Below are 23,602 nucleotides of genomic sequence, written 5' to 3'. Positions count from 1 at the left end.
TCGCTGCGCCGGCCCGCCGCTCAGCGGTGCTGCCGCTCGCGCACCAGCGAATCGACCACCGCCGGGTCGGCCAGCGTGGAGGTGTCGCCCAGCGTGCCGCGGTCGACGCCCTCGGGGCCGGCCTCGGCGATCTTGCGCAGGATGCGCCGCATGATCTTGCCGCTGCGGGTCTTGGGCAGGCCCGGTGCCCACTGCAGCCAGTCGGGCGCGGCGATCGGGCCGATCTCGTGCCTGACATGGGCAATGAGTTCCTTGCGCAAGGAATCATCGGCCTCGACGCCTTCCTTCAGGGTGACGTACGCGTATATGCCCTGGCCCTTGATGTCGTGCGGCGCACCCACCACCGCCGCCTCGGCCACGGCCGGATGCGCCACCAGCGCGCTCTCGACCTCCGCCGTACCCATGCGGTGGCCGGAGACGTTGATCACGTCGTCGACGCGGCCGGTGATCCAGTAGTACCCGTCGGCATCGCGACGGCAGCCGTCGCCGGTGAAGTACATGCCCGGATAGGTCTTGAAGTAGGTGTCGATGAACCGCTGGTGGTCGCCGTAGACCGTGCGCATCTGGCCCGGCCAGGAATCCCTGAGCACCAGGTTGCCCTCGGTGGCGCCCTCGAGCACGTGGCCCTCGGCGTCCACCAGGGCCGGCTGCACGCCGAAGAAAGGCAGCGTGGCCGATCCGGGTTTGGTGGCGATGGCGCCGGGCAGGGGCGAGATCAGGATGCCGCCGGTCTCGGTCTGCCACCAGGTATCCACGATCGGGCAGCGCTCCTCGCCCACCACGCGGTTGTACCACTCCCAGGCTTCCGGGTTGATCGGCTCGCCGACGCTGCCCAGCAGGCGGATCGAGTCGCGCCTGCTGCGCTTCACCGGCGCATCGCCCTCGCGCATCAGCGCGCGGATGGCCGTGGGCGCGGTGTAGAAGATCGTGACCTGGTGGCGGTCGCACACTTCCCAGAAGCGGCCCGGGTCGGGGTAGGTGGGCACGCCCTCGAACATCACCGAGGTGGCGCCGTTGGCGAGCGGGCCGTAGACGACGTAGCTGTGGCCGGTCACCCAACCGACGTCGGCGGTGCACCAGAAGATGTCGTTTTCCTTGAGGTCGAACACGCACTCGTGCGTGTAGGCGGCCCACGCCAGGTAGCCGCCGCTGGTGTGCAGCACGCCCTTGGGCTTGCCCGTGCTGCCCGAGGTGTAGAGGATGAACAGCGGGTCCTCCGCGTTCATCGGCCTGGCCTCGTGCGTCGCCGGCTGCGCCTCCACCACGGCGTCGTACCAGCGGTCGCGCGGCATCTGCATGGGCACGCCGCCGCCGGTGTGGCGCACCACCAGCACGGTTTCCACGCTGTTGGTGCCGGGCTTGCCCAGCGCTTCGTCGACGTTTGCCTTGAGCGGGATGGTCTTGCCGCCGCGCAGGCCCTCGTCGGCGGTGATCACCAGCTTGCTGGTGCAGTCGGCGATGCGGTTGGCGATCGAATCGGCCGAAAAGCCGCCGAACACCACCGAGTGGATGGCGCCGATGCGGGCGCAGGCCAGCATGGCCACCGCGGCCTCGGGGATCATCGGAAGGTAGATGGTGACGCGGTCGCCCTTCACCACGCCCAGCTGCCCGAGGGCGTTGGCCAGGCGGCAGACCATGGCGTGCAGCTCGCGGTAGGTGATGCGGCGCGGCGCGGTCGCCGGGTCGTCGGCTTCCCAGACGATGGCCACCTTGTCGCCGCGCTCGGCCAGGTGCCGGTCGAGGCAGTTCACCGCCACATTGAGCTCGCCGTCGGCGAACCAGCGGATGTGGAAGTCCTCCGGGTCGAAGCTGGTGTCCTTGGCCCGCGTGTAGGGCTTCGACCACTGCAGGCGCCGGCCCACCTTCGACCAGTAGGCCTCCGGGTCGCGCAGGGACTCGGCGTAGTCGCGCTCGTAGTCGGCGCGCCGGATGGCGGCGGTGGCCTCGAAGGCCGGGGGAACGGGGACGATGCGCTCGGACATGGTGGGCTCCTGCGGCCCTCGGCCGCGCCAGATGCCCGAAGGTTACCCGCCCGCCGCCCTTCCTGGACACCCGCCGGCGGCCGGACGAAAAAGGGCCCGCTTTCGCGGGCCCTTCGGTTTCAGCCTGGCGGCGACGGTCAGGCGCGGGCCGGCGCCATCGAGTAGCCCTTCAGGCGCTCGGAGAACTCCTGCAGCTGGCGGATGCCGGAGGCTTCGGCCTCGGCGCACCAGACGCGCAGGGCCTCCATCTTGGCCTCGGCCTCGGCGCTCCTGACCTCGTAGATGGCCAGCAGGCGGGCGCGGAACTCCATCAGCTGCGCGGTCTGCGGGCGCTCGGCGATCCAGGCGCTGAACTTCGCGCGCTGCTCCTCGCCCAGCCACTTGCCCTCGCTGCGGAAGGCGCGGCGCAGGCGGCCCGGCAGGTCGGCGGCCTCGGCCTGCAGGTGCGGCTTGAGCACGAACTTGTAGTAGTCGGTGGCCACCTGCCAGCGGTGCGCCATCATCGCGCGCAGGGTGTCGGCGTCGGGCACCTGGATGTTCGGGCGCACGTCGAGCTCGGGCGCCACGCGCAGCACCTTGGCCAGGCGCAGCTTCTCCAGGACGCGGATCACCGCCCAGCCGATGTCGAACTCGTACTTGCGCAGGGCGAACTTGGCCGAGCTCGGGAAGGCGTGGTGGTTGTTGTGCAGTTCCTCGCCGCCCACCCAGAACGCCCACGGGGTGAGGTTGGTGGCGGTGTCGGCGGTGTCGAAGTTGCGGTAGCCCCACCAGTGGCCCAGGCCATTGATGACGCCGGCGGCCCAGAACGGGATCCAGGCCATCTGCAGGGCCCAGATCGCCACGCCCGGGATGCCGAACAGGGCCAGGTCGATGGCCAGCATGGTCACCGGACCCATGGTCGGCATGCGGCTGTAGAGATTGCGCTCGATCCAGTCGTCCGGCGAACCCTTGCCGTACTTCTCGAGCATTTCCTTGTCGTTGCGCGCGCTCTGGAAGAGCTCGACGCCGCGCCAGAGCACCCGGTTGATGCCGTGGAAGCGCGGGCTGTGCGGGTCTTCGGCGGTTTCGCACTTGGCGTGGTGCTTGCGGTGCACCGCGGTCCACTCCTTGGTGACCATGGCGGTGGTGAGCCAGGCCCAGAAACGGAAGAAATGGGTGATCACCGGGTGGAAGTCGACGCCACGGTGGGCGGCGCTGCGGTGCAGGTAGAGGGTCACCGTGAAGATGGTGGTCTGCACCATCACCAGGAAAAAGGCGGCCATCTGCCAATAACTGGCCTGCGTCAGGCCGCGGGCCAGCCAGTCGTAAAGCTCGGGGGACATCGCGAAACTCCAGGGGGGCGGGCCGGAGGCCCATGGACAAGGGGATGATGCCCGCCCTTCACGGCGAAATCACCCTGCCGCTCGTTGTGGGGGCTCCCCGCCGTTCACGCAAGCCCGGCATCCGGGATAATCCGCACATGCCTGAATTGCCCGAAGTCGAGACCACCCGGCGCGGCCTGGCCCCGCACGTCGAGGGCCGCCGGATCACCGGCGTGGCGCTGCGCCGGCCGGACCTGCGCTGGCCGATCCCGCCCGAGGTGGCGCGCGAGCTGCCCGGCCAGCGGGTGCTGGGGGTGCGCCGGCGGGCCAAGTACCTGCTGCTCGACACCGCCCCGGGCAGCGCCCTGCTGCACCTGGGCATGAGCGGCATGCTGCGGGTGCTGCCGGCGAAAACGCCGGTGGCCGCCCACGACCACGTCGACCTGGCCCTGGATTCGGGCCGGGTGCTGCGCTTCACCGACCCCCGCCGCTTCGGCTGCCTGCTCTGGCAGCCGGCCGGCGAAACCCACGAACTGCTGGCCCATCTGGGCCCCGAACCGCTGTCCGACGCCTTCGACGGCGACTACCTGTTCGCCCTCAGCCGCGGCCGCAAGGCCCCGGTGAAGACCTTCCTGATGGACCAGGCCGTGGTGGTGGGCGTGGGCAACATCTACGCCGCCGAGAGCCTGTTCCAGGCGGGTATCGCCCCCGGGCGCGCGGCCGGCTCGGTCAGCCGCGAACGCTACCGGCGCCTGGCCGCCGCGGTGAAGGCCATCCTGGCCCACGCCATCACCCGCGGCGGCACCACCCTGCGCGACTTCCTCAGCCCCGACGGGGCGCCGGGGTACTTCGAGCAGGAGCTGTTCGTGTACGGGCGCGAGGGCGAGGCCTGCAAGGTGTGCGGCCGGACGATCCGGGACGGGCGCATGGGCAACCGGGCCACCGCCTGGTGCCCCGGCTGCCAGCGCTGATGGGGGTCGGAGGTGATTTCCAGGGGAAGTCACCTCCGACCCCTGCCTTCCGGAACGGTGATACCGCCGGCACTTTGGTTATAGTGTCCCCAGCCCGCGGCAGACGGGTTCCGGGGAACCATGAACGAAACGGCTGACATCACCCAGTGGCTCAGCGCCGCCCGTGGCGGCGACAAGTCGGCGCTCGACCGGGTCCTGGCCACGCTCTACCGCGAGCTGCACGGCATGGCCCGGCGCCAGCTCGGCGGCCAGCAGCACGGCCATACGCTCGACACCACCGCCCTGGTCCACGAGGCCTACCTCAAGCTCGCCGGCCGCGCCGAGGCAGAGTTCGAGGACCGCGCGCACTTCTTCGCCTATGCCGCCAGCGCCATGCGCTCGGTGGTGGTGGACTACGCCCGCCAGCGCATGGCGGTAAAGCGCGGCGGCGACCTGCACCGGGTCACCGACCTGCCCGAGGATGCCGGCGGCGGCATGCGCCTGGACGAAGAGATGCTGGGCCTGGACGTGGCGCTCAACAAGCTCAACGACCTCGACCCGCGCCTGGCCCAGGTGGTGGAAATGCGCTACTTCGCGGGCCTGTCGGAAACCGAGATCGCCGGCCTGCTCAAGCGTTCCGAGCGCAGCGTGCGCCGCGACTGGCAGAAGGCCCGCATGTTCCTGCTGGCGGCACTGCAGGGCTGAGACGGGGCCAGCCGCCGTGGACACGGAACGCTGGTCCACGCTGTCGCTGCTGCTCGACGAGCTGATCGAACTCGAACCGCAGGCGCGCGACCGGCGCCTGGCCGAGATCGACGCCGTGGACGCGCCCCTGGCCGAGGAACTGCGCAAGCTGATCTCGCTCGAGGAAGCCCGGCCCGACTTCCTGGCCGAATCGGTGGTCGACGCCTCCCTGTTCGCGCCCCAGGCGGGCCAGTCCGTCGGTCCCTACAAGCTCGAGAAGCCGCTGGGCGAAGGCGGCATGGGCCAGGTGTGGCTGGCCATCCGCGCCGACGGCCTCTACCAGCGCCGGGTGGCGGTGAAGCTGCTGCGCCCCGGCCTGGGCGACGCCGGCCTGCGCCAGCGCTTCACCCGCGAGCGACAGATCCTGGCGCGGCTGGGCCACGCCCACATCGCCCGCCTGCTCGATGCCGGCGTCAGCACCGACGGCCAGCCCTACCTGGCGCTGGACTACGTGCAGGGCGAGCCGATCACCCAGTACGCCGAGCAGCTCAGGCTGCCGGTGCACGCGCGGCTGCAGCTGTTCCTGCAGGTGTGCGCGGCGGTGAGCCACGCGCACGCCAACCTGGTGGTGCACCGCGACCTCAAGCCCTCGAACATCCTGGTCACGCCCGCCGGCGACGTCTGCCTGCTCGACTTCGGCATCGCCAAGCTGCTCGACGAGCCGCACGGCGAAAGCCTGGTCACCGGCACCGGTACCCGCGCCTTCACCCTGCACTACGCCGCGCCCGAGCAGCTGCGCAACGGGGTGATCACCACGATGACCGACGTGTATGCGCTCGGCGTGGTGCTCTACGAGTTGCTCGTGGGCCGCAAGCCCTACGACCCCACGCGCAGCACCGACGCGGCCTGGGAAGAAGCCATCCTCAGCGGCGAGCCGGTGCGGCCCTCGCAGGCGGCGCTGAAGCTCGCGCGCGAGCGCGGCGATCCCAACCCGCGCCGGCTGGCCGCCGAACTGGCCGGCGACCTCGACAACATCCTGATCAAGGCGCTGTCCAAGGCCCCGGAAGACCGCTATGTCTCGGTCGAGGCCCTGGCCCAGGACCTGCGCCGGCACCTGGAGGGCGAACCGGTGCTGGCGCGCCCGCACAGCCTGGGCTATCGCGCGGCCAAGTTCGCCCGGCGCAATGCGGTGGCGCTGGCGGCCGGCACCGTGTTCGCCGCGCTGGCGGTGGGCGCGGTGACCTTCATGGCCTGGCAGACCAATCGCGCGCTGCGCGAAGCCGAGCGCGCGCAGGCGATGCAGGACTTCGTGGTGGCGCTGTTCGAGAACACCGAACAGGCCGGCGACGGCGGGCTCGATGCCCGCACGCTGCTCGACGCCGGCGTGCGCCGCGCCGACACCGAACTGCGCGCGCAGCCGCAGTCGCGCGCCGAACTGCTGGGCCTGATCGCGCGGCTGCGCCAGGGCCTGGGTGACGACCGCCAGGCGCTGGAGCTGCTTGACCGCCAGGCCACCCTGCTGCCCCAGCTCGAGGGCAGCGACCCGGCCCGGCTCGGCATCGAGGCGGCCGCCCTGCGCGGCCGGAGCCTGCGTGCCCTGGGCCAGCCGGAAACCTGCGTGCGCGCCCTGGTGCCTTGGCTGCCGGTGGTCCAGCAGCAGGGTGCGGCGCTGCGGGATGCCTCGGCGGAGTTCCTGTCGCAGCTGGGCCGCTGCCACCGGCAGCTCGGCGGCCGCGAAGTGGCGCGCGACCTGTTCGGGCGCGCGCTGGCCCTGCGCACCGACGGCGACGCCGGCAAGCCGCTGCAGGCCGAAAGCCGCGCCGACCTGGCCGGCCTGCTCGCCGATGAAGGCCGCTATGCCGACGCCGTGCTGGGCCTGCGCGAAGCGCTGGGCCTGCTGCGTGAATCCGGCGGCGACCGCAATGCGCTGGGCGTGGAGATCTGGCGCGACCTGGGGCGCTACCAGCTGGCGCTGGGCGACCCGATGGAGGCCGAGTCCTCCTTCCGCCAGGCGCTGCAGATCACGCTCGACCGCTTCGGGCTCAACCACCCCCTCACCACCGCCGTGCAGCGGCCGCTGGGCGAGATGCTGCTCCTGCAGGGCGAACTGGCCGAGGCGGGCCAGCTGCTGGGCAGCGCCCACGAACGCCTGGTCACGCGTTTCGGCCCCGAGCATCCGGAAGTGGCGGCGTCCTGGCACCAGCGTGGCCAGCTGGCCTGGGAGTCAGGCCAGCCCGACGAGGCCGACGAGGCCCTGCAGCGCAGCCTGCAGCTGCGCCGCCGCGGCAACGACCTCGCCGACCACGTCGCGGTGCTGTGCGACCTGTCGGCCGTGCGCCTCGCGCGCGGCCTGGCGGGCAGCGCCGAGACGCTGGCGCAGGAATGCCTGCAACTGGCCCGGGGCCGCGACCCGGCGCTGGCGGCCCGGGCACGCGCCCTGCTGGCCGAGGTCGCGCAGCGCCGCGGAGACCTGGTGGCCGCCCGCGCCCAGCTGCAGGAAGCCAGCAACCGGCTGGGCGATGACCAGGTGGCGGCGCACGCCGAACTCACCCTGGCGGCCGCACGGCTGGCGCTGGCGCGCGGCGAGGCCGACGAAGCCGACGCCCAGTTGGCCAGCCTGCGCACCCAGGCCCGCGCCCGCGAGCACGTGGCCCAGGCCTGGGCCCTGCACCTCGATGCCCTGCAGGCCGAACTGCACTGCCGGGCCGGTCGCCTCCGCGACGGCCGCCGGCTGCGCGAGGCCACGCTGGCCGCGGCTGTCGAACGGCAGCCCGAGCGGCTGCGCCTTCGCCGCGAGCTGGAAACCGAATCGGCCAGCTGCGCCGGCGGCTGATCAGTCCGGCGTGCCCAGCGGCAGCTGCGGCTGCTGCAGGTCGATGCGGCCCTCGCCGGCCATCACCTTCTTGAACTCGCCGCGGCTCACCGAGACGTAGCGCTCGTTGCCGCCGATCTCCACCTGCGGGCCATCGCTGATGGCGCGGCCGTTTTCATCCACGCGCAGCACCATGGTGGCCTTGCGGCCGCTGTGGCAGATGGTCTTGATCTCGACCAGGTTATCGGCCCAGGCCAGCAGGTACTGGCTGCCTTCGAACAGTTCGCCGCGGAAGTCGGTGCGCAGGCCGTAGGCGAGCACCGGCACGTTGAGCCTGTCGACGATCTCGGTGACCTGCCAGACCTGGCGCTTGGACAGGAACTGCGCCTCGTCCACCAGCACGCAGTGCAGCGGGCCGCGCGCGGCGATGTCGGCCTCGGTGAGCGCCTGCAGGTCGTCGTCGCGGGTGAACACCGTTCCGCGCGCCTTGAGGCCGATGCGCGAGGCCACCAGGCCCTCGCCGAAGCGGTTGTCGAGCTTCGGGGTGAGGATGAGCGTGCGCATGCCGCGCTCGTGGTAGTTGTGCGCGCTCTGCAGCAGGGTGGTGGTCTTCCCGGCGTTCATCGCCGAGTAGTAGAAATAAAGCTTGGCCAAGGCAGGTTCCGGCGGTGGGGCGAGGCGGCATTATCGCCGCCCCGGCCCCGGCTGTCCGGCCCCGGGGTTCAGTCTTCCCCGGACTGGCCGGCTTCGTCGGTCTCGTCGGTTTCGCCGGGCACCTCGTAGAGCGCTTCGTCGAGCGCGGCGTCATCCTCCGACAGCGCCGTGCCCGCGGACATCAGCTCGCCGACGTCGACGGTGCCCTCGGCTTCCCGGACCCATTCGGCGTCGTGCCACTCGGTGTACTTTTCGATGTCCCAGAACTTCTTGTCGTAGTAGGAGGCGCCGTCCACGATGACGTCGCCGTTCGGGGTGGGGAGGTAGATCTTGATCGAACCGACGAAGCCGAGCCGGCTGCCGGTGGCCTGCGAGCGGGCGCGGCGCAGCTCGCGCTCAAGGCGCGGCCTGGCCACGTCGTCGCCGTATTCGGCGTAGATCCCGGCGCCGACTTCCAGGGCGCGGGCGCGGGTGGCCTCGTCGAGCTTTTCCCAATAGCTCTCGCGCTTGGCCAGCATCATCGGGTACCTGCGCTCGCCCGCCAGGTCCATCCAGGCATAGGCCAGCGCCGGATCCGCCTCGACGCCCTGGCCGGCCCAGTACATCTCGGCCAGCATGCCCTGCGAAGGCTTGTCGCCGAAGCGCGCGGCGCGGCGGAAGAGGTTCATGGCCTCGGTGTAGTTGCCTTTGCGGTAGGCCCTGAGCCCGGCGAGTCGGAAGCGCATGTCGGGATGCCCGGCCAGGAAGCCCTGGCTGGCGATGATGTCCTTGTCGAGGCCGCGGTCGGACGGCTGGGCGAGGGCGGGCGCGGCGGGCGCGAGGGCGAGGAACAGGGCACAGGCAAGCAGCATCGGGCGCATCAGGGTCTCCGGCTTGTCGTGGGGTCGCGGGGGGAGTTTTGCACACCGGGTGTGACGGCGGTATTGGCCGAGGGTCACGCCGATGGCCCGGGGACCGGCAGCCCGAGCAGTTCGAGCGCCCGCAGGAACTCGCCGTCGGGGGGCGCGACCACGGTCAGCAGCCGGCCGTCGCGTGGATGGGGGAAACCCATGCGCCAGGCGTGCAGGAGCATTCGATGCACGCCGCGCATGCGGAAGGCCAGGTTGTGGCGCCCGTCGCCATGGCTCGAGTCGCCTACCAGGTGGTGGTGCACGTGCTTGAGGTGCCGGCGGATCTGCCGGAAGCGCCCGGTGCGCGGGCTGCAGCACAGCAGCGCGTATCGCGAGGTCGGGTGGTGCTGGCTGGGCCAGTCGACCTCGGCCGTGGCGAGCGTGCGGTAGTCGGTGACGGCGGGCTTTTTCACCGGCTTTCCGGGACCGCCGTCGAGCGGATGGTCGATCACGCCGTCGGCCGGCACCGGCCAGCCGCGGCAGACGGCGAGGTAGTCCTTGCGGAACTGCTCGGCCATCAGGCTGCGGCCCAGCGCCGAGGCGGTGTCGTGGTCGAAGGCCAGCAGCAGGCAGCCGCTGGTGGCGCGATCGAGGCGATGGACGAGGAAGACCGGGCGCGCGAACTGCTCGCGCAGCCGGTCGGCGGCGAAGTCGGTTTCGCCGCGCGCGAGCTTGCTGTCATGCACCATCAGGCCGGCGGGCTTGTGCACCACGGCCAGGTGCTCGTCGATATGTAGGACCTGCATCGCGCCATTGTCCCCCGCAACCGGCACGAATGGGGCGCCGGACACCAACGTCCGCAGGGGTTGGATTGGCGGGGATTGCGCGGCATCCTCCGGGGTCGGCCCGCCGTGGGTCGTTCCCTGGAGATCCGATGACGACGAATGTCGCCGCCCGCTGGCTGGGCGCCTGTTTGCTCGCTGTAGCGCTGGCCTTCCCAGCGCAGGCCCTGACGCTGCCGGAAGGCGTTTCCGAGGTCGCCTCGGTCGAAGGCATCACCGAATACCGGCTGGCCAACGGCCTGCGGGTGCTTGTGTTCCCGGACGTGACCAAACCCACTGTCACCGTGAACCTGACTTACCTGGTCGGCTCGCGGCACGAGGGGTACGGCGAGACCGGCATGGCGCACCTGCTCGAGCACCTGCTGTTCAAGGGCACGCCCACCAACGACGACATCCCGGGCGAGATGCGCCGCCGCGGCATCAGCTACAACGCCACCACCTGGCTCGACCGCACCAACTACTTCGGCAGCTTCGCCGCCGGCGAGGACAACCTCGACTGGCTGCTCGCGCTCGAGGCCGACCGCATGGTCAATTCCCACGTGGCCCGCGCCGACCTCGACAGCGAAATGACCGTGGTGCGCAACGAGATGGAGCGCGGCGAGACCGAACCCACCCGCGTGCTGATGTCGCGCCTGGGCTCGACGGCTTACCTCTGGCACAACTACGGCAACAGCACCATCGGCGCCCGCGCCGACGTCGAGAACATGCCGATCGAGGCGCTGCAGGCCTTCTACAAGCGCTACTACCGGCCCGACAACGCCACCCTGCTGGTGGCCGGCCGCGTCGAGCCGGCCGACGTGCTGGCGCGGGTGGCGAAGCACTTCGGGCCGATCGCGCGCCCCGCGTCGCCGCTGCCGCGCACCTACACCCTCGAACCCATCCAGGACGGCGAGCGCGAGATCACCGTGCGCCGCGTCGGCGAGACGCGCCTGGTCGCACTGGGCTACCACATCCCCGCGTCCGCCCACCCCGACACCGCCGCGCTGCAGGTGCTGGGCCAGGTGCTGGGCGACACGCCCTCGGGCCGTCTGCACAAGTCGCTGGTCGAGCCCGGCGTGGCCGTGGGCGTCAGCGCCGGTCCCCGGCTGCTCGCCGAGCCCGGCCAGTTCCTGTCGATGGCGATGGTGCCGGTCGACGGCGACCCGGAGGTGACGGCCGCGGCCCTGATCGAGGGCGTCGAGAAAGCCGCCGACACGGCCTTCACCGAAGCAGAGGTGGAACGCGCCAGGAACCGCCTGCTCAAGGCCATCGAGCTGCTGTTCAACGACGCCAACCGGACCGCGATGTCGCTTTCCGAGGCGATCGCGGCCGGCGACTGGCGCCTGTTCTTCCTGCACCGCGACCGCATCGCCGAGGTCACGGTGGCCGACGTCGAGCGCGTCTCGCGCCACTACTTCAAGCCGGCCAACCGCACGCTCGCGCGCTTCGTGCCGACCGAGTCGCCCGACCGCGCCGAGATTCCCGCGGCGCCTGACGTGGCGCAGCTGCTCGAGGGCTATAAAGGCCGCGAGGCGGTGGCCGCCGGCGAGGCCTTCGATCCGAGCCCGGCCAACATCGACGCGCGCACGCAGACCACCACGCTGTCGAACGGCACCGAGGTGGCGCTGCTGCCCAAGCAGACCCGCGGCGAGACGATCACGCTGGCCCTGCAGTTCCGCTTCGGCGACATCGAGGACGTGACCGGGCGCGACGTCGCCGGCGGCCTGGTTCCGTCGATGCTCATGCGGGGCACCGGGAACCTGGACCGCGACCAGATCAGCCAGCGCCTGGACGCGCTCAAGTCGCGGATCGGCATCGGCGGCGGCAGCCGCTCGGTGAACGTGGCCGCGACGACCACGCGCGAGCACCTGCCCGGGCTCGTGGCCCTGCTGGCCGAGGTCCTGAAGTCGCCGGCCTTCCCGGCCGATGAGTTCGAACAGCTGCGCGGCCAGGCCATCACCGGCCTGGAGGCCGGCCGGAACCAGCCGCAGTCGGTGGCCGGCCGCGCGCTCCGGCGGCATTTCAGCCCCTGGCCCAAGGGCCACCCGTGGTATGCCAGCACGCTGGACGAGGCCATCGCTGACATGCAGGGCGTGACGCTCGAGCAGCTGCGCGCCTTCCACGCCGAATTCTACGGCGCGGGTTTCGGCGAGATCTCGCTCGTGGGCGATTTCGAAGCCGACGAGGCGCGGGCGCTGCTGGAAATGCACTTCGGCGACTGGACCACCACCAAGCCCTACGTGCACGTGGCCGACCCGGCCAATCCGCCCGACGCCCTGGTGCGCGACTTCAAGACGCCCGACCAGGCCAACGCCGCCGTGTACCGCCGCGCCGAGCTGCCGGTGTCCGAGGACCACCCGGACTACGCGGCACTGGTGGTGGCCAACAACATCCTGGGCGGCGGCGGCATGAAGTCGCGCCTGGGCGACCGGGTGCGGCAGACCGAGGGCCTGAGCTACTCGGTGGGTTCGAGCTTCAGCGCCGACGTGCTCGACCCGCACGCCACCCTTTCGCTGTACGCGATCGCGGCGCCGGAAAACGTGGCCAAGGTGCGCAAGGCCTTCGACGAGGAGCTGGCGCGTTTCTTCGACGAGGGCGTGACCGAAGCCGAACTCAAGGACGCCGTCGACGGCATCCTCAAGAGCCGGGTGATGTCGCGCGCCGACGACGGCAACCTGGCCAGCCTGCTGCGCAGCAACCTCGAGTACGACCGCAGCCTGGCCTGGAGCGCCGAACTCGAGGCCCGTTACGCCGCCCTGACCAAGGCCGACGTCGACCGCGCCATCCGCGAGCACTTCGCTTCCGCCGGGTTCAGCGACTTCGCCGCCGGCGATTTCTGACCGACGGAAACCTGGCCTGTAGGAGCAACTGTCTTGCTCAGGCCGGGTGGACCCTCCAGTCGGTCTGATCCCTGATCATGGCGTTCAGGCGGATTGCCAGGATGCGCATGCAGGCGACCAAGGCGACCTTGGCGCATTTCCCCTTGGCTCGCAGCGCTTCGTAGCGGGCCTTGAAGTCTGGCTGGTGGCGCACGGCGCTCCAAGCAGCCATGTACAGGACGCGGCGCACTGCGCCGCGTCCGCCGCGGATGCGGCGTACGCCTTGGTGCTTTCCGCTATCGCAGTTGTAGGGCGCCAATCCGACCAGAGCGCTGATCTGACGGTTCTCCAGCTGGCCCAGCTCCGGCAGGAAGGCCAGCAGGGTGGCCACGGTGACGGCGCCCACGCCGGGCACGGCCCGGAGCCTGGCCGCGCGCTCGTCGCCGCAATCAGGCACGCAGGCCTCGATCTCCCGGTCGAGCCGGGCGATTTCGCCCTGCAAATGCTTGATCTGCCGCTGCAAGCTTTGACGGACAAAAGCATCATTGGCCTGATGCAGCCGCCGGCGCTCATCGTCGCGATGAGCGACTACCTGGCCTCGACGCCGCACCAGCGCCTGGAGCCGGGCCTGCGCCGGGGTCGGCGGGGTCACGGCCGGACCCTCGGTGACCGCGGCCATGCGGGCCAGCATCAAGGCATCGATCGGGTCGGTCTTGGCGGACTTGCCCATGGCCGTGGCGAAGGCCCGGGCCCGATGGGGCGGAACCCGCACCACAGCCCAGCGGCTGGCCAAGACCTCGACCAGCGCACTTTCATATCCGCCGGTCGACTCAAGCAGGATCCGGGTTACCGCCTGATTGCCGAGCCACCGAACCAGCCGGGCATGGCCCTTGGCATCGTTGCTCACCTCAAATCCGAGGTTTCCCGGAATTACCGCCACGGCCAGGCTGCCCTTGGCCACATCAATTCCCACGAATGCCGACATCGGTTTTCTCCCCTAGACTGGTCTGGAGAGCACACCAGCTGGCCCACGCTTGTGAGATCCGAGCGGCTAACTCGCACAACTGTTCGGGCTTGGCTTGGTGATGGGGTGCGGGCGCCCTTGCTCCTACCCGTGCTTTCGAGCACTGCGCAACAGCGGCGTCCCGCACCCCGCTCTCACCCCAAACCCTAGGGCAAAAGCCAGACACAAGCGCCTTCAGGCGCGAAGCCCTTCTTTGCCGAAGGCAAAGGCAGAAGATTCGCGCCTGAAGGCGCTCCTACAGGCCCGAGCTAGCGGCGGGGCCAGGCGGCGAGGAATGCGCCGAAAGCCCCCAGGCCGGCGATCGCCGCGGCGGCGGGGATGCCCCAGAACTGCGGGCCGCCGGCCTCGAGCGCGTAGAGCACGGCGGCGACGATCATCAGGCCGGTGCCGAGGATGGCGTAAACCGTCTGGCGCTGTCCGGCGCGGGAAATGCGCGCCAGTTCGGCCAGGTCTTCGCTGCGCATGTGGATGCTGTGCCGGCCGCGCACCTGCTGGACCAGGAACTCGTGCAGCAGGCGCGGCATGTCCGGCGCGTGCGTCACCAGCTCGGGCAGGCGCTTGCGGAACTCGGCGCCGAGCGTGGCCGGGCTGTAGCGCTCGCGCAGGATCTTCTCCAGCACCGGCCGCGCCTCGGCCCAGATGTCGAGCTTCGGGTCGAGCAGGCGGCCCACGCCCTCGATGTTGAGCAGGGTCTTTTGCAGCAGGATCAGCTGCGGCTGCAGGGTGAGCTCGTAGCGCTGGGCGGTCTTGAACAGTTTCACCAGCACTTCGCCCAGCGAGATCTCGCTCAGCGGCCGGGTGAAGTAGGGCTCGCAGACCGCGCGCGTGGCGGCCTCGAGCTCGTCGATGCGCACCGTGTCGGGCATCCAGCCGGCTTCGATGTGCAGCTCGGCGATGCGGCGGTAGTCGCGCTGGAAGATCGCCATGAAGTTCTCGGCCAGGTAGTACTGGTCCTGGCGCGTGAGCTGGCCGACGATGCCGAAGTCGATGGCGATGAAGCGCGGGTTGGCCTTGCGGGCCGGGTCGAGGTCGACCCAGATGTTGCCGGCGTGGGCGTCGGCGTGGAAGAAGTTGTCGCGGAAGACCTGGGTGTAGAACACGCGCACGCCGCGCGCGGCCAGGGCCTTGCGGTCGATGCCGGCGGCGTCGAGCGCGGCCACGTCGTCGGAGGGGATGCCGCGCACCCGCTCCATCGTCAGCACGCTTTCGCTGGTGTGGGTCCAGAACACCTCGGGCACGTAGAGCTCGTCGCTGCCCTCCCAGGTGCGCCGCATCAGGCTGGCGTTGGCGCCTTCGCGCTGCAGGTCGAGCTCGGCATAGAGCGTGGACTCGATCTCGCTGACCACTTCCTGCGGGCGGATCTTGTCGGCCGAGGGATGGTGCCGGTCGGCCAGCGCCGCCAGCGTGCGCAGCAGGTCGATGTCCTCGGCGATGCGCTGGCGGATGCCGGGGCGCAGCACCTTCACCACCACCTCGCGGCCGTCGTGCAGGCGCGCGGCGTGCACCTGGGCGATCGAGGCCGAGGCCAGCGGCGTCGGTTCGAATTCGGCGAACAGTTCCGCCACCGGCCGGCCGAGGCCCAGCTCGATGCGCGCCCGGGCCTGCTCGCCCGGGAAGGGCGCGACCCGGTCCTGCAGCAGCGACAGCTCCTCGGCCACGTCCGGCGGCAGCAGGTCGCGGCGGGTGGAAAGCACCTGGCCGAACTTCACGAAGATCGGGCCCAGTTCCTGCAGTGCCAGGCGCAGGCGCTGGCCGCGCGGCAGGTCGGCGGCACCCTTCCGGCGCGTGACCGGCTTGAGCAGCCACAGCCAGCGGCCGACGGCGGTGCCCTCGAGCAGGGCGTCGAGCCGGTGCCGCAGCAACACCCGCGCGATGCCCAGCGCGCGCCAGCTGCCGCGGGCGCCGCGCAGCGGACTCATGCGGCGCCCCCGGGCGCCAGCCGGGCCAGGCGCGCGGCGAGGCGCTCGACCCGGTCGCGCAGTTCGTCCACGTCGTCATGGAAGGCCGACAGTTCGGCCTTGCCGACGATGTCGCGGCGCTCCTCGACGAGGTAGTCGACCGCGTCGCGGCTGAAACCCTGGGCGAACTTCATGCCGCCGACCAGCGCCTCGCGCAGCACGCGTGCGGCCTGCGGCCCGAGCACCGGGCCGAGCAGGTCGGCGAAGGGCTTCTCCCAGTCCGGGTCGAAGCGTCTGGCCAGCTTCTGCAGCTGCCGCGCCAGCTCGGCGTCGCCGTTGATGCGCACCTTGCCCACCGGCGGCGCGCCCGGCGGGCGCAGGAAGGGCAGCTGCGAGAGCACGCCGGAGATCGTCGCACGCACGCCCAGGTCGGGCTCTTCGCGCGGCGGGCCGACCCGCAGCCGGCCTTCGTCCACCCGCAGTTCCAGCGCCACCGGCGGCGCTTCCAGCGCCAGGCCGATGCGGTGGCCATCGAGGCTGCGCAGGGCGGCGGCGGTGTCGGGGTCGAGGGCGACGAGCCGGTTGAGCGCCTGCTCCAGCGCGCGGCCGGCCAGGGGCTTGAGGGCGTCGAATGGGGAGGCGGAGGTCTCGGTCATGCCGCCATTCTAGCGGGCCGGCGCCCGTCGAAGGCGCCGGCCCGGCCGGCCGTCAGGTCGCCTTCTTGAGGAAGGACACGATGGCCAGGATCAGGAACACCACGAACAGGATCTGGGCGATCCAGGCGGCCGTTCCGGCAATGCCGCCAAAGCCCAGCACGGCGGCGATGATGGCGACGACGAGGAAAATCAGCGCGTAATGGAGCATGGGTGCTCTCCTTGTTTTTCGTGGCCCGCGATGGGCACGAACGACGCTAGACACCCTTGCCTGACTGTCCGCCAACAAACTGAGCGTTTCGTTAAACGCGCGTGGGCCACCAGGCGGCGAGCCGACGCAGGCCCTCGTCCATGGACACGCGCGGCACGTAGCCGAAATCACGCGCGGCGGCGGAGATGTCGTACCAGTGCGGCGTGGCCAGCTGTTCGGCCAGGAAACGCGTCATCGGCGGTTCGCCGCCCAGGCGCAGCGCCGCCCACGCCGCCTCGAGCACCGCGCCGGCGGCATAGGCCACGCCGAAGGGCAGCGTCTTGTCCACGGGCGGCTCGCCGGCGGCGGCCAGCATGTCGTTGATGATGCGGCGCAGTTCGCGCGGCTCGCCGTTGGAGATGAAGTAGGCCCGGCCGGCGCAGGCGGCGCCCGGCGCCAGCGCCTTAAAGGCATCGACGTGGGCCTGGGCGGCATTGTCGATGTAGGTGGTGTCCATGCGGTTGTGGCCACCGCCGACGAAACGCAGCCGCCCGGAGCGGGCGCGATCGACCAGGCGCGGCAGCAGCTGGGTGTCGCCCGGGCCCCAGATCAGCCGGGGGCGCAGGGCGACGGTGGCCAGGCCGGGGCCGTTGGCCGCGAGCACTTCGCGCTCGGCGATGAGCTTGCTTTCGGGATACGGCGCCTTGAAGTGCGTGCCGAGCGGCGTCGTTTCATCGTTGCCCTCCACCGCTTCGCGGCCGCGGTGGGCGACGCTGGGCGTGGAGGTGTGAACGAGCCGGCCGATGCCGTGTGCGCGCATCGCCGCCAGCACGTTGCGGGTGCCGGTGACGTTGGCGGAGAAATAACTTTCGCGGCTGCCCCAGGCGCCGGCCTTGGCGGCGTTGTGGAAGATCGCCTCCTGGCCGGCGAAGGCGGCGTGCACGGCACCGGCATCGGCCAGGTCGCCGCGCAGCTGGCGCACGCCCATCGCCTCGAGCGCGGGCGAGTGGCTGCGCTGGAAGCTGCTGACCTCGTGGCCTTCGGCCTGCAGCGCGCGGCACAGGGCCTGGCCGAGGAATCCGGCGCCACCGGTGACCAGGACCTTCACGGCGTCCGCCCCAATTGCTTCGCGGCCCAGGCGGCGAGCTTCTCGCGGCCGATCTTGGCGTTATGGCGGATATCCACCGGGAAACCATCGTGCACCAGGAAGTGCCGGATGCGGGCGGTGTGCACGAAGCCTTCCGAAAGCCGGCGCAGCTCTTCGACGATGCGCTGGTATTCGTGCCGGGGCAGGTGCTTTTCGACCTCGACGCACAGCACCGGCACCTGCCGGCCGCCTTCGCCCACGCCCACCAGCGCGGTGCGCGCCACGTCCGGGTGGGTGTTGAACACCGGCTCGACCTGCTCGGTATAGAGGTTGCCCTCCGGCGTGCGCACGCGCTGGGTCTTGCGGCCGCAGAACCACAGCCGGCCCTGCGCGTCGAAGCGGCCCAGGTCGCCCATGCGGTGCACGATGCGGGTGCTGCCGTCGGGCAGGGTTTCGCGGATCTTGGCCAGCGCCGTGGCCTCGGGGCGGCGGAAGTATTCGTCGGTGGCGGTGGGGCCGGCGACGGTGATCTCGCCGATGGCCTCGGCGCCCAGTTCCTGCACCTGCGACCAGTCGGCGATCGGCGTGTCGGTGATGGCGATGATGCGCACCTCGTTGGGCGGCACCGGGCGGCCGACGCAGGTGCCGGCGCCCTGCTCGGTGGCCTCGCGGGTGGCCTGCAGCTCGCGGCCCTCGATGACGGCGACCGGCAGGCATTCGGTGGCGCCGTAGGGCGTCCAGAACGAGGCTTCGCCGGGCAACAGTTCCCGCATCTTCGCCACCACGTCGGCCGGCACCGGCGCGCCGGCCGAGGTGACGCGACGCAGCGTCGGCAGCGGCTGGCCATGTTCGGCCAGCACGCGCATCAGCGCCGGTGAACCGAACAGCTGGTCGACGCCGAAGCGATCGATCGCGTCATGCAGCTTGCGCGGGTCGGCCTGCGCCGGGCGGGTCGGATCCATGTCCGGGATGATCGAGGCCAGGCCCAGGGCCGGGTCGAACAGGGCGAAGGGCGGGAAAGTGGGCAGGTCGACGCCGCCGGCCTGGATGCCGAAGGCGTTGCGCAGCAGGTCGGTCTGGGCGACGAAGTGGCGGTGGCGGTAGACCACGCCCTTGGGCACGCCGGTGGAGCCGGACGTGAAGAGGATGGCGGCGACGTCGTCGGGCGCGGTGCCGGCCAGCTGCGGGCCGGCGCCAGCGCCGGCGGCTTCGATGGCGGCCAGCGTCGGCCCGCCCCAGAACCAGCGTCGGCCGGCGGTGACCACCACGCGCGCGCCGCGGGCCCAACCCAGCAGCCTGCGCGCCAGCACGGCCAGCGGAATGCCGATGAAGGCCTGCGGGTCGGCTTCGTCCAGGCACTGGCGCAGGGCGCGCTTGTCGATGCCCGGATCGACCAGCACCGGCACGGCGCCGGCCTTGAACAGCGCGAACATCAGCAGGAAGAACTCCGGCGAGGGCCGCACCATCACCACCACGCGGCTGCCGCGAACGATGCCGTGGCCGGCGAGACCGGCCGCGATGGCGTCCGAGCGCCGGTCGAGCTCGCCGTAGGTCAGGCTGACGTCGTACTTCGCGAACCCGTTCGCCCCGCGCCGCCCCGGGCAGCGCATCGCCACCTGCGCCGGCCCCGCCGCGGCCAGCCGCGGCAGCGCCGCCGCGATATTGCACACCTCGCTCAAAGCGGGTTGCGCTCCAGGAACGCGCGGATGGCCGGGACGAGGGTGTCGGCCTTGTCCTCGAGCACGTAGTGGCCGGCGTCCTCGAAGGCGTGCACCTCGGCCTTGGGCAGGGCCTGGGTGAAGCCCTTGAGGAAATGGTGGTCGAACACGAAGTCGCGCAGGCCCCAGCCGATGAAGGCCGGGCGGTCGGCGTATTCGGGCAGGCGCTTGCCGGCGTCCTCGACCAGGTCCCAGGCGCGGTCGCCCGGCTGCAGCGGGATGTCCTGCACGAAGCGCAGGGTCGAGATGCGGTTCTTCCAGCTGTCGTAGGGCGCCTCGTAGGCGCGCTGCACGTCGGCCGGCATCTTGTGCGCGACGCCCTGGCGGGTGGCGCCGGCGGCGAAGGCATTGAAGCCGCGGATGGCCAGCGCGCCGAGGTTGTAGTCGCGGCCGAGCTTGAGCTGCCAGGGCATCGGCTTGGAAGCCGGGAGCGGGAAGGAGGCGGTGTTGAGGATGACCAGGCGCCTGATGCGCGCGCCGTGCTTGAGCGCCCAGCCGAAGCCGATCATGCCGCCCCAGTCGTGCACGGCCAGGGTCAGGTCGTCGCCGGCGCCCGCGTGCGAGAGCAGGCGGTCGAGGTCCTGGATGCGGCTGCGCAGCGTGTACTGGTAGCCCTTGTCGTCGGGCTTGTCCGACAGGCCCATGCCGACATGGTCGGGCACGATGCAGCGGTAGCCGTCGCGCAGGCCCAGCACCAGCTTGCGCCAGTAGTAGGACCACGAGGGGTTGCCGTGCAGCATCAGCACCGTCTCGCCCTGGCCCTCGTCGAGGTAGCTCTGCACCAGCCCGTTGGGGTGGCGGAAGGACTTGGGGGTGAACGGGTAGTCGGGGAACGGGCCCTTGGCGAGCACGCGGGCCTGTTCGGCACTGGGAGTCGTGTTTTCCATGGGCCGGCATTCTACGCGAGCCCCCAAGGACAGGGTCAGGTCCACTTTCCGACGGTGCCGGCCCCGTTTCCGGCAACTGAAGCTGACCCCGTTTCCACAAGGGATTGAGTATTGTCGGCGGGTAGATTCCGCCCCGGAGCCCCCATGACCCGCCGTCGCCTCGCCCTGCTCGTATTGCCGATCGCGGCCCTGGCGGGCGGGCTGGCGCTGGGCTCGCTGCGCGGGCCGGTGCTCGACGCCTACGAAATCGGCGAGGCGCCGCTGGTGCAGGCCGTGGTGGCCACCGGCCGCGTGGTGTCGGTGTCGCGGGCCCAGGCCGGCAGCGCGATCACCGGCGTCGTACTCGAGCGCCGGGTGCGCGAAGGCGATCGCGTGGCGCCGGGGGACGTGCTGGCGGTGCTGCGCGCCGACGACCTGGACGCCGCGGTGCGCGAGGCCGAGGCCGGCCTGCACCAGCTGCTGCGCTCGGCGCGTCCCCAGGCCGAGGCGGCCCTGCAGGAAGCCCGGGCCAGGCTGGCGCAGGCCAGCCGCGAAGCCGAGCGCCGTCGCGAACTGTTCGATCGCCAGCTCATCGCCCGGGAAGCGCTTGAGCAGGCCCTGGAGGCCGAGGTCATCGCCAGCGCCAGCGCCGAGCGCGCCCGCCTGGCCGCCCACGAACTGGCCGAGGGCGGGCCGACCGAACGGGCCGCCCGCGCCCGCCTGGCCAGCGCCCGGGCCCAGCTCGAGAAAACCCTGATACGCGCCGAGGCCGCCGGCACCGTAATCACCCGCAACGTCGAGCCCGGCGACCTGGTGCAGCCCGGCCGCGTGCTGTTCGAGATCGCCCGTGACGGCGACACCGAAGTGCTGGTGCCGCTCGACGAACGCAACCTGGGCGTGCTGGCCCTGGACCAGCCCGCACGCTGCGTCGCCGACGCCTTCCCCGGCCAGCCCTTCGACGCGCGCGTGTCCTTCATCGCGCCGGGCGTCGATGCCCAGCGCGGTTCGGTGGACATCCGGCTCACGGTGTCGCCGGTGCCTGAATTCCTGCGCCAGGACATGACCGTGTCGGTGAACGTGGAGACCGGCCGCCGCGAACGCTCCCTGGTGGTGCCCAACGATGCGCTCGGCGCGATTGACGGCGACCGCGCCGAGGTCTGGCGCGTGGCCGGTGGCCGCGTCGAGCGCCGCGTGGTCCGGCTGGGCCTGCGCGGGCTGGCGGCCAGCGAGGTGGTCGAGGGTCTTCAGGCCGGCGACCTCGTGCTGGCCGACGCCACCGCGCCGGTGGCCGCGGGCGACCGCGTGCGCGCCCGCGCGGCCGGGGCGCCGGCGGACGCCGCCGACCCGGCCACCCGCAAGGAACTGCCGGCGGCGCTGGACTGACGCCGATGTGGGCCCAATGGACCATCGCCACCCGCTTCCTGCGCGAAGGCAAGGCGCAGAGCACGCTGATCCTGGTCGGCATCGCGGTGGGCGTGGCCGTCATCGTCTTCCTGACCGCGCTGATCACCGGCCTGCAGGACAACATCATCCAGCGCACCCTGGGCACGCAGGCGCACATCCGCCTGCAGCCCACCGAGGAAGCCAACGTCGTGCTGCCGGCCGGCGAGGGCACCGTGCAGCTGGTCCTCGAGACGCGGCGCGCGCAGCGCCTGCGCTCGATCAACAACTGGCAGCAGGTGGTGGCGGTGGCCGACGCGCTGCCCCAAGTGCGGGCGGTGTCGCCGGTGATCTCCGGCCCGGCTTTCGCGCGCCGCGGCGAGGCGGTGGAGTCGGTGGCACTGGTCGGCATCGATCCGCCGCGCTACCTGCGCATCATCCCGGTGCAGGACGACATCATCGCCGGGCGCTTCCGCGTCGGCGCCGGCGATGCGGTGATCGGCAGCCAGCTCGCCCGCGACCTGGGCCTGCAGGTGGGCGACAAGCTGCGCCTGGACGCCGGCCAGGGCCGCGAGGCCGTGCTCAACGTGGCCGGCATCTTCGAACTGGGCGTGCGCGAGCTCGATTCGCGCTACGTCTACCTGGACATGAAGCAGACCCAGTCGCTGCTCGACCTGCCCGGCGCGGCGACGGTGATCGACGTGACCGTGAACGACATCTTCGGCGCGGGCGACGTGGCCTCGCGCATCGCCCGCCTCACCGGCGTGAAGGCCGAGAGCTGGATGGATACCAATGCCCAGCTGATGAACGCGCTGCGCTCGCAGAGCCTGTCGACGCAGATGATCAGCGTGTTCGTGGCGCTGAGCGTGGCCCTGGGCATCGCCAGCGTGCTGAGCGTGAGCGTGGTGCAGCGCACGCGCGAGATCGGCATCCTGCGCGCCATGGGCACCACGCGCCGGCAGATGCTGCAGGTGTTCCTGCTGCAGGGCGCGATCTTCGGCCTGGCCGGTTCGGTGGTGGGCGGCGGCGCCGGTTACGCGCTGGTGTGGGCCTTCAACACCTTCGGGCCGCGGCTGTTCTTCATCCCGGTCGATCCCTGGCTGCCGGTGGCGGCCTCGCTGCTGGCCACGGCCACCGGCGTCATCGCCGCGGCCGTGCCGGCGCGCCGCGCCGCCGCGCTCGACCCCGTGGAGGCCATCCGCCATGTCTGAGCACGACACCGCAGAGGAAGTGCTGCGGCTCGAGGGCCTGCGCAAGCGCTACAACGAAGGCAAGCCCACCGAGCTCGAAGTGCTGCACGGCCTGGACCTGGCGCTGCACCGGCACGACTTCGCCGCGCTGGTCGGCGCCTCGGGTTCGGGCAAGAGCACCCTGCTCAACGTGGTCGGCCTGCTCGACCATCCGAGCGAGGGCGAGCTCTACCTGCTGGGCCAGCCGACCCGGCGCATGGACGACGAGGGGCGCACGCGGCTGCGCCGCGAGTCGATCGGCTTCGTGTTCCAGTTCCACCACCTGATCCAGGCCTTCACCGCGCTCGAGAACGTGCTGATGCCGCTGATCGTGGCCAGCGGCAAGCCCACGCCGGCGCAGCTCGAGCATGGCCGCGCGCTGCTGGCCGAGGTCGGGCTGGCCGGGCTGGAACACCGCAAGCCCGACCAGCTCTCCGGCGGCCAGCAGCAGCGCGTGGCCGTGGCGCGCTCGCTGGTGACCCGTCCGGCGCTGCTGCTGGCCGACGAACCCACCGGCAACCTCGACAGCAAGTCGGCCGGGGAGGTGTTCGAACTGTTCCGCAAGTTCAACCGCGAGTTCGGCTGTGCGGTACTGCTGGTGACGCACGACCCGCGGCTGTCGGAACGCTGCGACCGCACCATCACCCTGGTCGACGGCCGCATCGAAAGCGACACGGCCGGCTAGCGCGACGGCGCGCAAGCGC

The 23,602-nt window shown here is 71.4% G+C and carries 19 protein-coding genes; 7 read left to right on the top strand and 12 right to left on the bottom strand.

From position 1 onward, the window contains the following. Nucleotides 1-20: 20 nt before the first annotated feature. Nucleotides 21-1,982, bottom strand: a complete 1,962-nt coding sequence (acs, locus tag C6N40_RS07010) for an acetate--CoA ligase (protein WP_106990304.1) — start codon at nucleotides 1,980-1,982, stop codon at nucleotides 21-23. 137 nt (nucleotides 1,983-2,119) lie between these two features. After that, nucleotides 2,120-3,304, bottom strand: coding sequence for a DesA family fatty acid desaturase (locus C6N40_RS07005; protein WP_106990303.1), 1,185 nt, complete (start codon nucleotides 3,302-3,304; stop codon nucleotides 2,120-2,122). A gap of 137 nt (nucleotides 3,305-3,441) precedes the next feature. On the opposite strand from C6N40_RS07005, the gene mutM reads away from it, so the two are divergent. The 3 genes from mutM (at nucleotide 3,442) to C6N40_RS06990 (ending at nucleotide 7,750) form a co-directional block, all read left to right on the top strand. Beyond that, the gene (gene mutM / locus C6N40_RS07000) at nucleotides 3,442-4,254 is read left to right on the top strand and encodes a bifunctional DNA-formamidopyrimidine glycosylase/DNA-(apurinic or apyrimidinic site) lyase (RefSeq protein ID WP_106990302.1); all 813 of its coding nucleotides are present in this window, start codon (nucleotides 3,442-3,444) and stop codon (nucleotides 4,252-4,254) included. Between the two features lie 120 nt (nucleotides 4,255-4,374). Beyond that, nucleotides 4,375-4,938 carry an ECF-type sigma factor gene (locus C6N40_RS06995; protein ID WP_106990301.1) on the top strand — a complete coding sequence of 188 codons (564 nt, stop codon included), beginning with the start codon at nucleotides 4,375-4,377 and terminating at the stop codon, nucleotides 4,936-4,938. A 16-nt stretch (nucleotides 4,939-4,954) separates the two neighbouring features. Beyond that, the gene (locus C6N40_RS06990) at nucleotides 4,955-7,750 is read left to right on the top strand and encodes a serine/threonine-protein kinase (RefSeq protein WP_106990300.1); all 2,796 of its coding nucleotides are present in this window, start codon (nucleotides 4,955-4,957) and stop codon (nucleotides 7,748-7,750) included. On the opposite strand, the gene C6N40_RS06985 is transcribed toward C6N40_RS06990, so the two are convergent. The 3 genes from C6N40_RS06985 to C6N40_RS06975 all read right to left on the bottom strand — a co-directional run bounded on the left by C6N40_RS06985 (nucleotide 7,751) and on the right by C6N40_RS06975 (nucleotide 10,019). Further along, on the bottom strand, nucleotides 7,751-8,383 hold the full coding sequence (locus tag C6N40_RS06985) for a thymidine kinase (protein ID WP_106990299.1): 633 nt from the start codon (nucleotides 8,381-8,383) through the stop codon (nucleotides 7,751-7,753). A gap of 68 nt (nucleotides 8,384-8,451) precedes the next feature. Further along, on the bottom strand, nucleotides 8,452-9,243 hold the full coding sequence (locus tag C6N40_RS06980; protein WP_106990298.1) for a tetratricopeptide repeat protein: 792 nt from the start codon (nucleotides 9,241-9,243) through the stop codon (nucleotides 8,452-8,454). A 74-nt stretch (nucleotides 9,244-9,317) separates the two neighbouring features. After that, the gene (locus C6N40_RS06975) at nucleotides 9,318-10,019 is read right to left on the bottom strand and encodes a pseudouridine synthase (RefSeq protein ID WP_106990297.1); all 702 of its coding nucleotides are present in this window, start codon (nucleotides 10,017-10,019) and stop codon (nucleotides 9,318-9,320) included. A gap of 128 nt (nucleotides 10,020-10,147) precedes the next feature. On the opposite strand from C6N40_RS06975, the gene C6N40_RS06970 reads away from it, so the two are divergent. Beyond that, complete coding sequence (locus tag C6N40_RS06970) at nucleotides 10,148-12,874, top strand: M16 family metallopeptidase (RefSeq protein ID WP_162782124.1); 2,727 nt, start codon at nucleotides 10,148-10,150, stop codon at nucleotides 12,872-12,874. Between the two features lie 37 nt (nucleotides 12,875-12,911). On the opposite strand, the gene C6N40_RS06965 is transcribed toward C6N40_RS06970, so the two are convergent. The 7 genes from C6N40_RS06965 to C6N40_RS06935 form a co-directional block, all read right to left on the bottom strand. After that, nucleotides 12,912-13,838 carry an IS110 family transposase gene (locus C6N40_RS06965; protein ID WP_106990295.1) on the bottom strand — a complete coding sequence of 309 codons (927 nt, stop codon included), beginning with the start codon at nucleotides 13,836-13,838 and terminating at the stop codon, nucleotides 12,912-12,914. 287 nt (nucleotides 13,839-14,125) lie between these two features. After that, nucleotides 14,126-15,796, bottom strand: a complete 1,671-nt coding sequence (ubiB, locus tag C6N40_RS06960) for a ubiquinone biosynthesis regulatory protein kinase UbiB (protein ID WP_106990294.1) — start codon at nucleotides 15,794-15,796, stop codon at nucleotides 14,126-14,128. Then, nucleotides 15,793-16,431 carry a ubiquinone biosynthesis accessory factor UbiJ gene (locus C6N40_RS06955; protein WP_106990293.1) on the bottom strand — a complete coding sequence of 213 codons (639 nt, stop codon included), beginning with the start codon at nucleotides 16,429-16,431 and terminating at the stop codon, nucleotides 15,793-15,795. The genes ubiB and C6N40_RS06955 overlap by 4 nt, the downstream gene beginning before the upstream one ends. Before the next feature lie 52 nt (nucleotides 16,432-16,483). Then, nucleotides 16,484-16,639, bottom strand: a complete 156-nt coding sequence (locus tag C6N40_RS06950; RefSeq protein WP_106990292.1) for a DUF1328 domain-containing protein — start codon at nucleotides 16,637-16,639, stop codon at nucleotides 16,484-16,486. A gap of 91 nt (nucleotides 16,640-16,730) precedes the next feature. Continuing rightward, entirely contained in the window at nucleotides 16,731-17,726 is a 996-nt protein-coding gene (oleD, locus tag C6N40_RS06945) for a 2-alkyl-3-oxoalkanoate reductase (protein ID WP_106990291.1), read from the bottom strand. Beyond that, nucleotides 17,723-19,384: an olefin beta-lactone synthetase gene (oleC, locus tag C6N40_RS06940; protein ID WP_106990290.1), complete on the bottom strand. Its 1,662-nt coding sequence runs from the start codon at nucleotides 19,382-19,384 to the stop codon at nucleotides 17,723-17,725. Before oleC ends, oleD begins: the two co-directional genes overlap by 4 nt. Then, nucleotides 19,381-20,310 carry an alpha/beta fold hydrolase gene (locus C6N40_RS06935; protein WP_106990289.1) on the bottom strand — a complete coding sequence of 310 codons (930 nt, stop codon included), beginning with the start codon at nucleotides 20,308-20,310 and terminating at the stop codon, nucleotides 19,381-19,383. Before C6N40_RS06935 ends, oleC begins: the two co-directional genes overlap by 4 nt. Before the next feature lie 144 nt (nucleotides 20,311-20,454). Between C6N40_RS06935 and C6N40_RS06930 the strand changes: the two genes are divergently transcribed. The 3 genes from C6N40_RS06930 to C6N40_RS06920 are packed head-to-tail and all read left to right on the top strand — an operon-like array spanning nucleotide 20,455 to nucleotide 23,583. Next, the gene (locus C6N40_RS06930; protein ID WP_106990288.1) at nucleotides 20,455-21,672 is read left to right on the top strand and encodes an efflux RND transporter periplasmic adaptor subunit; all 1,218 of its coding nucleotides are present in this window, start codon (nucleotides 20,455-20,457) and stop codon (nucleotides 21,670-21,672) included. A gap of 5 nt (nucleotides 21,673-21,677) precedes the next feature. Further along, on the top strand, nucleotides 21,678-22,880 hold the full coding sequence (locus C6N40_RS06925) for an ABC transporter permease (RefSeq protein ID WP_106990287.1): 1,203 nt from the start codon (nucleotides 21,678-21,680) through the stop codon (nucleotides 22,878-22,880). Continuing rightward, on the top strand, nucleotides 22,873-23,583 hold the full coding sequence (locus C6N40_RS06920) for an ABC transporter ATP-binding protein (RefSeq protein WP_106990286.1): 711 nt from the start codon (nucleotides 22,873-22,875) through the stop codon (nucleotides 23,581-23,583). The genes C6N40_RS06925 and C6N40_RS06920 overlap by 8 nt, the downstream gene beginning before the upstream one ends. Nucleotides 23,584-23,602 lie beyond the last annotated feature (19 nt).

Origin of the sequence: Arenimonas caeni, from assembly GCF_003024235.1 — a bacterium.
Taxonomy (GTDB): Bacteria; Pseudomonadota; Gammaproteobacteria; order Xanthomonadales; family Xanthomonadaceae; genus Arenimonas; species Arenimonas caeni.
Note: the sequence above shows the minus strand (reverse complement) of the source record. Positions and strands in the feature narration are given on the sequence as shown.